12 protein-coding genes are annotated in these 15,523 nt (G+C 36.2%); 5 read left to right on the top strand and 7 right to left on the bottom strand.

What is annotated here, in order from left to right:
- Positions 1 to 77: 77 nt before the first annotated feature.
- Positions 78 to 1,904 carry a DUF885 domain-containing protein gene (locus tag CXF85_RS11620; RefSeq protein ID WP_101228700.1) on the top strand — a complete coding sequence of 609 codons (1,827 nt, stop codon included), beginning with the start codon at positions 78 to 80 and terminating at the stop codon, positions 1,902 to 1,904.
- A gap of 418 nt (positions 1,905 to 2,322) precedes the next feature.
- Here CXF85_RS11620 and CXF85_RS11615 read toward each other — a convergent pair whose 3' ends face one another.
- From CXF85_RS11615 to CXF85_RS11600, 5 genes are all read right to left on the bottom strand, one after another.
- Positions 2,323 to 3,309, bottom strand: coding sequence for a S41 family peptidase (locus CXF85_RS11615; protein WP_157829087.1), 987 nt, complete (start codon positions 3,307 to 3,309; stop codon positions 2,323 to 2,325).
- A gap of 75 nt (positions 3,310 to 3,384) precedes the next feature.
- Complete coding sequence (locus CXF85_RS11610; RefSeq protein WP_101228698.1) at positions 3,385 to 3,708, bottom strand: hypothetical protein; 324 nt, start codon at positions 3,706 to 3,708, stop codon at positions 3,385 to 3,387.
- Positions 3,709 to 3,819: 111 nt separating this feature from the next.
- Positions 3,820 to 3,963: an MmcQ/YjbR family DNA-binding protein gene (locus tag CXF85_RS22960; RefSeq protein ID WP_198555602.1), complete on the bottom strand. Its 144-nt coding sequence runs from the start codon at positions 3,961 to 3,963 to the stop codon at positions 3,820 to 3,822.
- A gap of 6 nt (positions 3,964 to 3,969) precedes the next feature.
- Positions 3,970 to 5,238 (bottom strand): sensor histidine kinase, encoded by a 1,269-nt coding sequence (locus tag CXF85_RS11605; protein ID WP_101228697.1) that lies wholly within the window; start codon positions 5,236 to 5,238, stop codon positions 3,970 to 3,972.
- A gap of 1 nt (position 5,239) precedes the next feature.
- A complete protein-coding gene (locus CXF85_RS11600; protein ID WP_101228696.1) occupies positions 5,240 to 5,965 on the bottom strand; it encodes a response regulator transcription factor in 726 nt (241 codons plus the stop codon).
- Between the two features lie 203 nt (positions 5,966 to 6,168).
- Between CXF85_RS11600 and CXF85_RS11595 the strand changes: the two genes are divergently transcribed.
- The gene (locus CXF85_RS11595; RefSeq protein ID WP_101228695.1) at positions 6,169 to 7,137 is read left to right on the top strand and encodes an aspartyl/asparaginyl beta-hydroxylase domain-containing protein; all 969 of its coding nucleotides are present in this window, start codon (positions 6,169 to 6,171) and stop codon (positions 7,135 to 7,137) included.
- A gap of 189 nt (positions 7,138 to 7,326) precedes the next feature.
- Positions 7,327 to 8,931, top strand: coding sequence for a hypothetical protein (locus CXF85_RS11590; protein ID WP_101228694.1), 1,605 nt, complete (start codon positions 7,327 to 7,329; stop codon positions 8,929 to 8,931).
- A gap of 283 nt (positions 8,932 to 9,214) precedes the next feature.
- On the opposite strand, the gene CXF85_RS11585 is transcribed toward CXF85_RS11590, so the two are convergent.
- On the bottom strand, positions 9,215 to 10,750 hold the full coding sequence (locus CXF85_RS11585) for a LytR/AlgR family response regulator transcription factor (protein ID WP_157829086.1): 1,536 nt from the start codon (positions 10,748 to 10,750) through the stop codon (positions 9,215 to 9,217).
- A 150-nt stretch (positions 10,751 to 10,900) separates the two neighbouring features.
- Between CXF85_RS11585 and CXF85_RS11580 the strand changes: the two genes are divergently transcribed.
- Positions 10,901 to 12,406, top strand: coding sequence for an alpha/beta fold hydrolase (locus CXF85_RS11580; protein WP_101228692.1), 1,506 nt, complete (start codon positions 10,901 to 10,903; stop codon positions 12,404 to 12,406).
- Between the two features lie 333 nt (positions 12,407 to 12,739).
- The gene (locus CXF85_RS11575) at positions 12,740 to 15,331 is read left to right on the top strand and encodes an EAL domain-containing protein (RefSeq protein ID WP_232771170.1); all 2,592 of its coding nucleotides are present in this window, start codon (positions 12,740 to 12,742) and stop codon (positions 15,329 to 15,331) included.
- Positions 15,332 to 15,352: 21 nt separating this feature from the next.
- Here CXF85_RS11575 and CXF85_RS22955 read toward each other — a convergent pair whose 3' ends face one another.
- Entirely contained in the window at positions 15,353 to 15,502 is a 150-nt protein-coding gene (locus tag CXF85_RS22955; RefSeq protein WP_198555601.1) for a hypothetical protein, read from the bottom strand.
- Between the last annotated feature and the right edge of the window lie 21 nt (positions 15,503 to 15,523).

Raw genomic sequence — 15,523 nt, 5'->3', positions numbered from 1 at the left:
CAATTCGACCAAAATACATTTTAACTATTAAGCTCATGATTTAAATAGCTTAATAAGTAGCGCAATTAGAGGACACTATGATTAAAAAAATATTTAAATGGCTTGGGCTTTTATTACTCACAGCTATCGTTATTGGTGGTAGTTTCGCTGCTTACGAATGGAATTCTGATAAGCCGATGAGATTTAGATCTTTTGTCGATCGAGAAGTATTGAAGATGGCATTTGAAAGCCCTGAAACATTAACGTCTTTAGGCTTTTTAGAGTCATTAGGTATCACTGGGCATAACGGTGAACTTGATGATGCTAGCCTTGCTAAAACAGATGAGCTATTTATCAAATTAAAAGAAGTGCATAAAACACTTAGCTATTATGAAGACGATAGTTTAAGCGAAGCAGATCTTCTTTCTAAAGAAATTGCGATGTATTTATTAGATTCTGCAAAAGAAGCTGAACAATTTCGTTATCACAGTTACCCTGTAAACCAATTGTTTGGTATTCAAAATGGATACCCAAGCTTTATGGAAGCTCAACATCAAATCAATAGCACTGATGATGTAGAAAACTACTTATCTCGTTTAGCACGAGTAAAATTGAAATTTACTCAAGAACTTGAAGGAATAAAACTCAGAGAAGAGAAGGGAATTATACCACCGTTGTTTGTTATTAAACGTGTTCTTGAAGAGATGAATGCTTTAGTAGATAAACCAATAGAAGAAAATATTCTGTATACATCACTCGCAAAGAAAATGATAGACAGTGGCAACATTGATAACACTGCTCAAGTAAAATTATTAGCCAAAGCGAAAGTTAATATTGCTGAAAATGTGCACCCTGCCTACAAGTTACTGATTGATTACTTTACTAACTTACAATCAAAAGCAACAACCGATGATGGTTTCTGGCGTTTACCAAACGGAGAAGCAGCCTATGCAAGCTCGTTAAAATTTTTCACTACTACAGATTACACCCCCCAATATATACATGATATTGGCTTAAAAGAAGTGGAACGTATTCAGTCAGAAATAATGACTATTCTTGCCAGCCAAGATTATGATGTGTCTCAAGGGTTTACCACTGCTATCGAAAGTTTAGCAGCACAGGAAAGCTTTTATTATGAAGACAGTGATGCTGGTCGAGCACAGATTTTAATTGATTATCAAAAAATTCTTGATGAAATAGATGCCGGTTTAGACTCAGCATTTAGAATTCGCCCTAATGCTGGTATGGAAGTTGTTAGAATTCCAGAATTTAAAGAAAAAACTGCTCCTGGTGCTTATTATCAACAACCAGCAATAGATGGCAGTCGCCCAGGTCGCTTTTTTGCAAACTTATATGATATTAAAGCAACACCAAAATATTCAATGAGAACCCTAGCTTACCATGAAGGTATTCCTGGTCATCATTTTCAAATTGCTGTAGCGATGGAGTTAGAAGGCTTACCATTATTTAGAATGTTTTCACCATTTACCGCTTATGTAGAAGGCTGGGCGTTATACAGTGAATACTTAGCATGGGAAATGGGCTTTCAAGACGACCCATTTGACAACATTGGTCGCCTACAAGCTGAATTATTTAGAGCTGTTCGCTTAGTGGTTGATACTGGAATACATTATAAAAAATGGAACAGAGAAGAAGCTATTGCTTATATGAAAGCAAATACAGGTATGGCGCAATCAGATGTAGTTTCTGAAATTGAACGATACATAGTAATGCCTGGCCAAGCAACATCGTATAAAGTAGGCATGATGAAAATATTAGAATTACGCGAGAAAGCAAAAATCGCATTAGGTGATAAATTTGATCTACGTGATTTTCATGATGTTGTGCTTAAAAATGGCGCAGTCCCTCTTAATATTTTGGAACGTTTTATTGATGGTTATATAGCGGAGACATTGAAAAAATAAACTTCACACTTATTTATTGATTTACATAACTAATGAAAGGCCATTATTGGCCTTTCATTAGCCAGAATATTAATATTTAAAAAACACTATTTACGGCTTATATCGTTCGCTCATAATGAATCTCATTACTTATACCAATTTGATTAAATTTCTTCCCTACTCAGAGCTTCATTGATGAGCTTAGAACAAACAAAATTTGTTAAACATAGTTATTCTATATTTCATTAATTTTGTGATGTTATCAGTTTAGCAATGAGCTCCCAAGGGCGATTTTAAAAGGCTTTTATGCGGCGTTATTGATTTTGATAAGGGAATAACCATTCTCTTCAATCAATGCCTTGCCTCTAAGCCTTTTAATTCTCGCTGAGTGGGAAAGAACTTAATCAATTTGGTATTAATTTATCGAATATAATGCTAGTTAAAATATACCTAAATATTGTTTTGCCATTTTATGAGCCGCATCTAAGCTTAAATTGGCTGCAACATCTAAGTCTGGTGTCACACCTGTTTTTTCCCAATTCGAATGAGTAGTTGGATTTATAGGAATAGCTATTGGAATATTTAAACTGATGTAATTGTTTATTTTCTGATTTTGTAGCACATGAGCAATGCCCATGGTTTTTTCACCAACGATAACGGCTTTTTTGAAATGCTTAAGGGTATAGCAAAAAAACTCTCCTGAACTTGAAAGAAATGACGATGTAAGTATATAAATAGGAAAGTCATGCTTAAACTTATCATTACCACTATTTTCAAACGCTCTTAATCGCTTTCTCTTATTTTGTTTGTCATAAAGAATTTCACTTAGTATTGTGCCTTCTTTTATAAAAAAACTCATAAAATATTGCGCTAATGGTATCGAATCACCTTCCGTATCCCGTAAATCTATGATCAATGCGTCCACTTTAGATAACTCTTTTAATGCGTGAAAAATTTCATTTTTTGCATTATGATTTTGATAAAAGTAATTCATCCTCATATAGCCTATATTACCTGAAAGGAGATCTACACCACCAACTCCATAGCTATCCTGGATATTAAACACACTTTTCTTTTGCGCTTTTTCAAGAGTAAGTGAAGGGTTGGTTTCAACGATATCAAGGTACATATCACCACTAATACCTCGTATAATTGCATTAAGACTTCTTATAAAAGAATACCAATCACTAATTTTATCAAACTCATTATTGACTAATTTACGTCTCAACTCTTCTTCTACTAACAGTGCTTTTTCTGGATAAATATACTCTTTTTCCAAAAGTAGTATGATATTACTAATCGCTTTCTCGATATTTTCTTTAGACAAGGTATCGTTTAGACTTTCCCTATTTAAGTCTGATGCTTGTGAAAAACCTATACTCAACCAGAGTAAAACATACATCAATATTATTTTAATTTTTTTCATTTTATTTATTCTCATGTATAACTAAATTAACCGCTAAACATCGTTTAGCAGCTATGAATAAAATAGAACATGAAACTAATGTGAGTAGGTTAGCTGAGCTTTATACTGCAAGTTACTGGTTTTCCAGCCTGAGATTTTTAAACGCGACCCATGCCTTAAAGCTATATACCAAGGAGGTGGTGATGTGGTTGGCTTATACCATTGATAATTTACAACACAGACCAAAAATAAAACTAATAGAACAACCAGAATATAATCAAAAGTAATTTGATTTAAATGATTGAAATTTGCAGCCTGATTAATATTAACAAAAATAGCAACGCTATTAACGAGGTTATCAATTTCAGCAATAGGCAATTTATACTCAACTGAATGATTAATTTCACTGGAAGTGGTCATGCCCCCTAGCGTTACAATTAGCAATAGAAATGCTAAAAAACAAAGTGATTTATTAAATAAACGCACGTATTTAATCATTTGGTTGAATTGATTTTAACAGTGTAGCACTGGTTAATAATGAATAGAAATCGACTGCTGACCTTTCTTGGTCATTTTACTTACCACTAGCTTAAACGAATTATCCATCATGCGCTCAATTTCACCTTGGGGAATTGAGCAATCAAGAATGATTGTATTCCATAAACGTTTATTCATACTTCACTATACACAGTTAAAAACTTGAGGCTCATCAAAGGAAATTTCAACGAAATAATGATCATTGTCAATCCATGTCTTATATTGCCAATGATGCTGTAAACAAATCCTTTCAATAATCAATGTTCCTAAACCATAACCTTGTTCTGGCAAAGAAGTAGGCCCTGGCTGCGCTTTCATAACGCTATTACTTATTACGCATGTTTTATCTGTTAGCTTAATCTCGATACCCGAAGCCGTTGCATGTTGAATGGCATTTTTAATAATATTAGAAAATATAATTTCAGCGGGTATTTTCTCAATCTGAATAGTGGATGATAATTCACCGACGACCTGTACCACTTTACTTTTTAATAACGCCTGTTCTTTAAAAGAGTGAAGTACTTGGGAAAATGTTGCATCAATTGGCTGTAACTGAGATTGAGTACGATATTGTTCTCGTGACAAACTTAATAGCATTTCAATCATACCTTCCATGCTGTGGGTTGCCCTTTCGATGCGCGCTAATGGTTTGGCTAAGTGTTTACATTCATCTTGCTGTAACTGTAATAGCTCAGTGGCGCCTTTAATGATCATAACTGGTGTACGTAATTCATGACTGGCAAAACCTGAAAACTCTTGCTCTCGTTGAATAAACTTTTCAATACGTTTACTGTAATCACCAAATGTTTTATATAAAAGTCCTAGCTCATTATCTTCTGGATGCTGATATTTAAAATCATGATTTTGTTTTGTTTTAGGTTGGTATGTTTGCTGCTTTACTTGCTCAATCAACTGAAACATAGGGGCTAATGCGCGCTTAACCACTAATTGAAAAATTAAAAAGAAGACAATAAAGAGCACAATAAAACCAATGAGCAAGTACCTAAACATTTCTCTCTCTAAGTCTTCGGATAGCTCAATGCGATTAACGTCAAATAAAAATATTTGCTGATTTTTTGCTGCGTTTTCTGTAATAGCATAGTGGTAATCTAAGTCTTCGGGGTGGTCTAGCTCATAAACACCGATAGCCGTTTCATCTATATATATCCCTAAATTATCAGGTAGTTCAGACACATCGGAATAAACGGTAATGACGGTGGGTAATAGCGTTTTTTCACCACGACGTTCAGCTTGTTGATATTGCTCTATATTGAGTATTAGCTCTCGCTCAAAAATATAGTCTTCTATGCCTTTAGTCGTCGCAAAAAGTAGCACTAAGCTAATCAATGATAACAGTATAAAGCTGGTAATAAAGGTCACCTTAACACGCTGACTTAAACTTAAATGAACCATGTTATTTACTCAACTTATGCGTACTCGCGAGCTTATTTTTTAGAACAAGTTGATAACCTTGCCCATGTTTCGCAAGTATTGAAATATCATCATTACATTTAGCCAGTGACTGCCTTAAGTTATAAATATGGCTCCGTAAAATATCGTTCTCTGGAGGTAAATCTCCCCACAATAAAAATTCTAGCTCAGCTTTAGCGACAAGGTTTGGATAGGCCTTGGCAAGTTGCCACATGATTTTAAACGTTGTTGGATTGAGCACTAATGGCTTTCCACTGATAGCGGCTGACTTATCATTATGATCTAACATAATATTTTCAACCGAAAATTGGTGGTGGTAACTCGTTTGTGACTTTCTCACTTGTGCTTGAAGGCGCGCATAAAGCTCTGGCATAGCAAAAGGCTTCACAAGATAATCATCCGCGCCAGCCGTAAAACCGTCTAATTTCTCCGCTAAAGTATCTTTAGCAGTTAGCATAATAATAGGTACATCACCTCGGGGGCTTTGCCTAATTTGTTCAGTGGCTTTAAGGCCGTCGACTTTAGGCATCATTATATCCATCACCACGACATCAAAATCATGCTGATTAAAGAGCTCAACAGCCATTAAACCATCATAAGCATAATCGACATGATGACCATTCATCTCTAAAAAATCGCCAATATTTTCAGCAATATCTAAATTATCTTCCGCGATTAATACGCGCATTGTAGCGATTGGAGAAGCCATGTTTTTCCTTTGAGTGTATTCATCAACAGCATTATATTTAGCTAAAGCATAAGTTTGCTAGGCTAGTTAAAATATAATACAGAACGCTTTGTCGATAAAGTGTCAATGCTTAACGCCCTTCGTTAAGCCCGTAGCATTGACACTTTATTGACAAGCTAACTTTTACACTGTGTACCTCTATTAAGCTACACGTAATTAAAGCCATGAATGTTAATACCATCACAATGCTATTAGTCTTGTTTTCTATTTGCTCCGCCATCTATGTTTACCATTTCAGAGGCGCTGTAAAATTTGCGAGTGCTGTAGAATATTTACGAAAAGGCTGGCCTATTTTTGCGCCGCTTAACGTAATGTTATATATGGCAACTAAAAAGTGGGCATCTACTCCTTTCATTAAAACCAGTCATTTTGATCATTTAACGATGCTTGAAGATAACTGGCAAGTGATCGCTAAAGAAGCTAAGGCGTTATTAGACAATGGCTATTTTGAGCAAACCACCAATAAGCAAAATGATAGCTTTTATGATGTCGGCTTTCGCACTTTTTATAAGTATGGTTGGAGTAAATTTTATTGTACTTGGTATGGCACAACACTTAATTCAGCATTAGCACACTGCCCTAATACTGTCGCGTTAATCAATAAAATCCCGGCGATTAATGGTGCCATGTTTACCGTATTACCGCCACGCTCTAAATTAACTCGACACTTAGATCCCGCAGCTTGTTCATTAAGATATCATCTGGCTTTAGATACACCAAATAGTGACCAGTGTTTTATTAATGTTGATGGTAAGAGTCAATCATGGCGCAATGGTGAAGCCTTCATGTTTGATGAAACTTATTTACACTATGTAGAAAATAACACCGATGAAACCCGACTCATTCTTATGTGTGATGTAGAAAGACCAATGAACATCTTTGGCAAGCTCATCAACTTTTTTTACAAAAAGCTCATTACACAAATGTTGGTACCGAATATAGAAGGAGACCAAGCGGGTATTGTGAACAAATTGTTTGCTAAAGTTACGCCATTTTTAGCCTCAGCTAAACAACTTAAAAAGAAAAAACCCCGTGTTTATTACCCGATAAAGTGGTTGTTTAATACTATGTTACTTTTACTCTTATTAAGCTTAATAATCAGTGTAATCACCATGTTACTCGCCCTTTTTTAAGCTGAAAATAGCGAGTATTGTCATTTAACTCACTACCGTTTTCCCCCTTGCCCGTGTTGCTTTAGCAGTACGGGCTTTTTTTGTATCTACCTTTTAATAATAAAAATACAGTATTTACAAAAGCCATTGACACATCGTTGACAACCGCCTTGCTACTGTTGCAGTACAAAATATTACGGAGCAAAAACAATGTTTAAAAAATCACTAATAGCCCTATCTCTTATCTCACTTTTATCTGCATGTGATAGTGATGATGATTCAAGTACTACCCCTATAACGCCAGTGCCAACTAACCCAGCACTTGAATTAGTTTTGCCCATTGAAGGCTCTTCTATGGTAGATGACTTTCCATTAGCCATGTACGTAACCTACCCTGAAGAAGAGCAGGTAGTTGATGCGATTACTAGCATAGATATCAATTGGCCAATGTTTGATATACACCAAGCAAATAAAGAGTACGGTTTTATAGATGGTGATTCAAATGAGTTGTTTTATCACTCCGTAGCACAACAGTCGAACGAAGCAATGAACGCGGTAGACCTTGAACGTCAGGAAGATCTCATTTGGTTTGTCTCGGGTGACAATGTACTTTCTCAATATAATCGTAGTACAGACAAAACCACCCAATGGACTGTAAACGAAGGTGCAGAGTTTACCGAGCTTACGCTTGATGAAGAAGGCAATAAAAACATTTGGTTATATGACCAAGTAGCCCATCAATTAGTACATTTCAATGCAGAAACTGAGCAATCAATTAACTATGAATTAACCGCAGATATTGCCGTTAACGGCATCTCGATTACTGAAGAGAAATTTTTCTTATTAGCCGAAGCTGACAACAACGACATGGTAATGCTTTACGAGGCCGAGGGTTCTACATTAACGCACAACGACTCTTGGTACTTAGAAGGCTTTGAGACAACAGCCTTTAATGATATTAGCTTAATGCCCGATGGCCGTATTGCCGTTTCAACCAGTGATATAGAAAATAATATTTACTTAGTTATGGATAAAGACGATCTCATTGGCGCAGGACCGATTGAAGATAGCGGTGAGTTAACCTTAGTTGCACAATATCCATTATCTGAAGACATCGTGCAGCCATCAGGTATTTGGTCAATGTTTGATGATACTTGGATGATAATTACTGACCAAGCAGAAATGTTTACCCTTGATAGTGACTTCAATAAAACATCACGTGTTGAAATTAATTTTGACAGTATTAACTGTAATCAAGGCTGTACTGAAGCCATTGTGGGCGGCGTAGATGAATTTTTCGCCTTAACGGATACGGGTTTAGTTGGACAGTTTAATAAAGTCAACGATGTCTATGAGTTAACAAAAGAACATCACATTGATGTAAAGAATGATGATGGTCATGGCTATCGTTATTCCGGCTTAGGAAAGGATGAAAGTTCAGGGGAATACTTCTTAGTGCCTGACCAAGGTAATGAAGACGATAAAGATGTATTAATCATTTTGAACCGTGACTTCTCCTTAAAAGAAAAACACGATATTACTTTCCCTGAAGAAACCAATGGCAGTATTTTTGCTTACGATGCACAAGGTGTTCAATATAGTGATGGTCATGTTTATGTTTTATCTGAAACATTTACTAAGGTAATTCAACTAAACTTAGTCGGTGAAATTATCGCGGTATTTGATCTAGATAATGAAGATGTTACTGACCCGAGTGATTTAGCGATAAGAGATGGGCAAGTCTATATTTTAGGTGACCATGAAAATGAAGAGCCTGTTCCACCAGTCTCGGTATTTACTATTACCTACCACTAGGCATATTTAAGTAACGGCTTAATTATGCCAATTTACAAAAAGCACCATTCACAAGTTTGGTGCTTTTTGGTATGAAGGCCTAAGGGATAGTACATTACAAATGTGTCAAAATTGATGGCTGATCTTTCTTGGTCATTTTCCTCATCACCAACTTAAACGAGTTACCCATCATACGAACGTTCTACCCTTTTATAATTGAGTCACCAACAATCACTAGACTACCTATATATCTGATAATTATTGTTATTACTTGGATCGCATAACCATTCACTTCATTGTTTTCTCATTCCACATTGCCTTTCACTACCTCTCGTACCCTTGGTAGTATTCTTCGACTAACGGGAACTTCAGCACCTGTTTGTAACATTAACAATCCACCACTTGTCGCTCCTTGCTTATTAGACAAGATTGAAACGACTTGTTCTAAATTAACAATATAAGAACGATGCACCTTGATAAACGTTGCAGGTAATTGTTCCTCTATGGCTTTTAACGTACCACTAAATAAAGAGAGCTGTTTATTAACAAGGAAGATTTCAACATAATCGCCGGCAGCTTTGCAATATTCAACATCTTGGGTAAGTAGGAATTCAGTTTTTCCTGCACTGGTTAACTTTAATTTTGTCGGCGTACTTTTTTGCTGAATTTGCTCTAACTTCAGCTGTAACTTTAATACTTGTTCACTTTCTTTTTTTCTAAGATATTTTTCTTTAACTAGCTCATTGGCTTTATTAATGACGAAGAAAGTTATCATTGCCGTAACAATGTAGTAAAAATAATTAGCATGAAAAGAAGAAAACGTCAGTACTATGCTCAGTGAGAAAAAAGCGTAAATACATACCACGGTTAATAATTTTTTATCGCGTTCTTTAAAGTATTTAGCGCTGATAAATATCAAACTATTTAAGGTGGGAACCAAAATAGCCATTGCGGTCTTTCCGTCAAAACCCGGAATTAACGTTACCGCTAACATGCTTAATAACAATGTACTTAACAACCAAGTTTTAGTGTGTGAGCTATTATATTTTTGAAGTGAAAAAGCCAAAAAACTAAAACCAAAACCTAAAGCGAACAACGTTATAGTGATTAATCTTAAATCCTGAAAAGGGTAACTATAGCTAAACAGCGCTCGACTAACTTCAATAAATAATTGCCCACTGGATAACACCGCCATAAGTAACAGTAGCAGTGTGCTTTTTTTATCTTCCGATTGAAATGCGATGGTTGCTAACGCAATACTCCCCAATAATAACGCACCTAATAAACTTAATAAAAGCCATAAATCACGTTGGAAAAATGACTGTGGGTCGTCGTATTCAGCTAAGCCAATAAAATGAATTGGGCTTGCTAACGATATAAAGCCGTGATGTGAAGAAGCATAAATAATAACCTCATTATCACCTTGCTTGATTAACTTGGGCGGCACATAAAACCTGACATCCATTTGACCGACAAACTCTTTATTTGAAAGTACATCTGGTGTGCCGTTATTACCCAGTCGCTGGCCATTAAAAAACACTTCGCTCGACATCTTAGCAAAAACAAATAAACCCGAGGGTTGCTGCCGTTGTAAGTAACGTTGCGTTACAGGTAAGTTGGCTTTCAACCAAATAGCTTTGTTTTGAGGATCAACGGTAGATAAATGTTGGCTATGACAATTATCTTCATCAAAAGTAGGTGGTGTCGTAAAGGCCGATATTGCCAAGCAAACAACAATCGATTCATTATCAATTGAAATAATTGATTGAGCATAAACCTTGTTTACGCTGATAAAAAACAGCAATAAACAAAGAATACCGCTAAAAATTACCTTTTTCATTATTAAATCACCATACCGCTTATCGGTTTTTTCATACCGCTCATACGTTTTACCCATAAAAATGATGCACTTAACGGAATATAACATGCATTAGTCTAAATAAGCGGATTTAATGATTCCAGAAAACACACTCTATTTAAAGGAAAGTTCATGATAAATTTTGGATTAAATAAACATCATCTATTATCACTTGCGGCATTATTAACTATCGCTTCCGCTAACATTCAAGCAAATGATAACCAAAAAACCACCACGCAACACGTTATTTATAGTAATGAAAATGCCATTATTTTCGAAACTATGGATGGCATAAAGACGGATGCCTATGAAGGTTTTATCACGGTTCCTGAAAATCGCAGTAATAAAGCGAGTCGAACAATTCCCGTTAAATATGTTCGCTTTCCAGCAACAGGTAATAAAAATGGCTCACCAATAATTTATTTATCGGGCGGCCCTGGAGGCTCAGGAATAGATACAGCTAAATATCCAAACTTTCGCTTTCCTTTGTTTATGGCGTTAAGAGAGTTTGGTGATGTAATAGCATTAGACCAACGAGGTACCGGTGCATCTAAAACAGCGCCTAAATGTGTTTCATCACAAACGTTACCGCTAACAACTAAATTAACCAACAATAGTGTAACTCAGTTATACCAAAAATCAGCCAATGAATGTGTCAAGTTTTGGCAAAGCGAAGGTGTTGATATTTTAGGTTATACAACAACGCAAAGCGCTTTAGATATAGATGATTTAAGAAAGCACCTACAAGCAAAAAAAGTAACCTTATGGGGAATATCTTACGGCAGCCACCTTGCTTTTTCAGCAATGAAAGAACTAAAAGGAAAAATTGATAAAGTCGTTATTGCCAGTGCGGAAGGATTAAACCAAACAGTGAAATTACCTGCAGAAACTAATGCCTATTTTGCACGATTACAACAAGCGATAAATACTCAGCCAGAGGCTAAAAGTGCGTATCCAGACATTGTTAAACTGATACACAGCGTACACAAAAAATTAGATGAAAGCCCGATGCCAATGAGTATTCCTCAAAGAGGTGCCTCTAACATTGACATGTTATTTCAAAAAGTACACTTACAAATTATCGCCTCTTCGATGATTTCAGATCCTCAGCGCGGTGTAAAACACTTATTGATGTTGTATAAAAGCTTAGAACAAGGCAGTGATACTATGTTGGTTGAAGTATTAAAACGTGGTTATTTTTCAAATACCCCCATTTCATTTGATGCTATGTCATTTGCTATGGATATTGCATCAGGTATTACCGATGAAAGGTTGGCATTAGTTAATGAACAAGCAAAAACATCACTACTCGGCTTAGCACTTAACTTTCCAATGCCACATTTAAATAAAGCAGTAACAGGCTTAGATTTGGGAGATAGTTTTCGAGAAGATCCCATTAGTGATATTCCTACCCTTTTATTGACTGGCACATTAGATGGAAGAACTTACATTAACTCGCAAAAGTTGGCTACGCAGGGCTTATCGAATTTAACGCAAGTAAAAGTAATTAATGCCGGGCATAACCTTTTCATGGTTTCGCCCGAAGTCACTGAAGTGATTAAATTGTTCTTAAGTGATAAAGAAATCGCAACACAATCAATTACTATCAAATTACCAAAATTCGCACCCCAAAGATAATAAGTATTGTTAAGAGATAACACATGCACCAAGAGAGATGCTTTTTCTTTCTTGGTCATTTTCCAATATCCAACGCTGATGAGTTATCTTTCATAGGCTCAATAACTTAAGGTAAAAATAGTTTGTGAAATTGAGCCATAATTGTTCACGTTATTCCGTAATATTTTGATCCTATCTAGTAATTAGCCTATTAACTTAAAGTTAGTCTTTCTCAATACCACACTGTTGAATAGCTCATAAATAGCGCGTCTTCCGATACTCAGCTACTTAAGACATTTCTGTTATGTTTTTACTATTGTGCTATGTTTGTACTAAAAGGATATATATAACTTCGTGTATAAACCTCAATTAAAGCGTATTAAGTTAACTATCCTGACTTGGCTCCTAGTTATTTTTACTCTGTCGTGCGCTAGTGCTTCAAGTACTAGTCTGCCAATTAATTCTATTAATGAAGCCACCCCCTCCGATGCTAATGTCACGTTTGAATATTTTGAAGATGCAGATAAAGGGCATAGCTTTGAAAGCATAATCAAATTGCCTGACGCACAATGGACAAAGACAGAAAAAGGCAACATATCTCTTGGATTTAGTCACTCACAGCTCTGGTTACGTCTAAATATTAATAATGCTGAAATCAAGACTAAAAACCTTGTCTTTGAAATAGCATATCCACTGCTAGATGATGTGATTTTTTATGCCATACAGCCGGATGGCTCAGTTCGATCCTTAGATATTGGTGACAGTAAGCCCTTTTATCCTCGCGATATTGAACACCCTAACATGTTATTTCGTTTTCAATTGCAAGCAGGTGAAAACGTAGATCTATATGCTCGAATAAAGACCCAAGGCTCTATGATATTGCCAGTCAGAATATGGCAAGAGAATAATTTTTTCGAATTTGCGGCTAAAGAACAAAAATTCCATTTTTTCTACTACGGCTCCCTTTTCATCATCATTCTAATTAATTTGGCTATATTTTTTACCTTGCGTGAAAAGTTGTATCTGTACTATTCATTAGCAACGACAGGTTATATTCTATTTTTCATTACCTTTAGAGGTTATGGCCAGCAATTATTTTTTCCTGACTTGCCAGCAGTTAATAGCCAACTATTTCTATCTTCAATGCCTTTCCTTGCATTATTCTCCTTACTGTTTGCGCGTGAATTCTTGCAAACCAAACAACATAGTCGTGTATTGGATATGGCCCTTCGTGGCATGATCTATTTCGAATATTTTAATATGGTTGCTGCCGTATTTTTTGATTACAACACGGCGGTTCGGATATCAGCCGTTTCTGCAGTGGTTTTATTTGTTGTTTTGTTTTTTGCCGGTCCTATCTCATGGTGGGCTAAAAGACGAGCAGGTGTATTTTTTACCATTGCTTGGATACCTTTAACTATCGGTTTCGCCGCAACTGCAGGGCGATCATCAGGTATTCTACAGAACAACTTTTTTACCGAATATGCGATGCAATTAGGATCCGGTTTAGAAGCCTTAATCCTAACATTAGCTTTGGCTGACCGATTGTATAGAGAAAGAGAAGACAAAATTATTGCCCAAGCTGCAAACATACAAAAAGAGCAGCAGCGACTCGCAATTCAGCGCCAGCTATCCGAAACAATGATGCGCGATCCCATTACGAACTTAGCCAACCGAAACCGTTTTGAAGTGCTGGCAAACACTATGTTTAGCAAACACAAACATGAGCGTTTTGTTATCTTTGTTGCAAGAGTCACACGTATAAATGAAATCACGAGAACATTAGGTATTTCAAGTGTAGAGCGAATCTTCCGAACGATTTCAGAACGTCTAAATCAATCTCTCAGCCGCATGCCCGGCGTGGTTACTTCAACACATTCACCAGGGGCTACGGATGCTATATTTCAGTTAACTGGCGATACTTTTGGGGTATTGATAAGGCAAAATATCTTTGTAAAAAACCGAGAACAGTACCAGAGTTTTACCAAAAAGCTTTCATTACCCATTGAAATGGATTTGCTTTCCATAGAGCTTGAGCCCTTAATTGGTGGTGCGCTTTACCCTGAACATGGTCTTGATGCAGCGCAATTAATTCGTAATGCATTAGTGGCAATGGAAAGTTCACATAATTCGACCGATCACATTCGTTATTATGATCATGCGTTGGATATTTATAATGAAAGTCGTTTAACTCTCATGTCTGATTTAAGAGAGGCACTCAAGAATGATGAACCTACATTGCATTATCAACCGAAGCTAAATTTAAAGGACAATACAGTTGTCGGTTTAGAAGCATTGATTCGTTGGCAACATCCCAAACAAGGATTTGTTTCACCTGCTGACTTTGTGCCTTTGGCAGAACAAACCGGTGTTATTAAAAAGCTGACCTTATGGGTCATTGAGCGTGCAGCGAAAGATCTTCAATGGCTTCGTAGTATTGGCTATTCAGGCAATATGTCTATCAACATCTCAGCGAAAGACTTGTTAAGTGAGCGACTGAAAGACCGAATTGAAGAAATATTAGAAAAGTACCAAGTAGATCCATCGAAGATCTTTCTTGAATTGACAGAAACTGCCGCGATGGATGAACCTGAAGCAGGGCTAATAGCTTTGAATCAACTGACGTCACTTGGCTTAAAAATTTCTATTGATGATTTTGGTGCAGGTTACTCTTCATTATCTTATCTGAAGCAACTTCCTGCTTCAGAAATTAAGCTGGATCGTTCTTTGATTCTAGATATAACTAACAGCGAAAGTTCACGTATTATCGTTAAAGCATCAATTGATATGGCGCATGGCCTAGGATATAAAGTTGTCACTGAAGGTGTTGAAGATACAGAGACGTATCAACTTATGAAAGAACTTAACTGCGATGAACTACAGGGGTTTTGGTTATGTAAACCGAAGTCTTTACAAGACATTGGCGATTGGTTGTCATCTAGATAACCAATACGCATATAACAGAAGCTAACTGCCTATATGCAAAAGAATAGACTGCTGATCTTTCTTGGTCACTTTACTGACGACTAACTTAAATGAGTTATCAATCATCACCTCAAGCTCAGTTGTTCGGATTGGGTTGTCAAGAATCACGGTATTACAAAATCTTCTATTCATCTATCGTTGCACTAAAAATTA

This window comes from Colwellia sp. 75C3, from assembly GCF_002836255.1.
GTDB lineage: Bacteria > Pseudomonadota > Gammaproteobacteria > Enterobacterales > Alteromonadaceae > Colwellia.
This window is presented reverse-complemented; position numbering and strand designations above follow the sequence as displayed.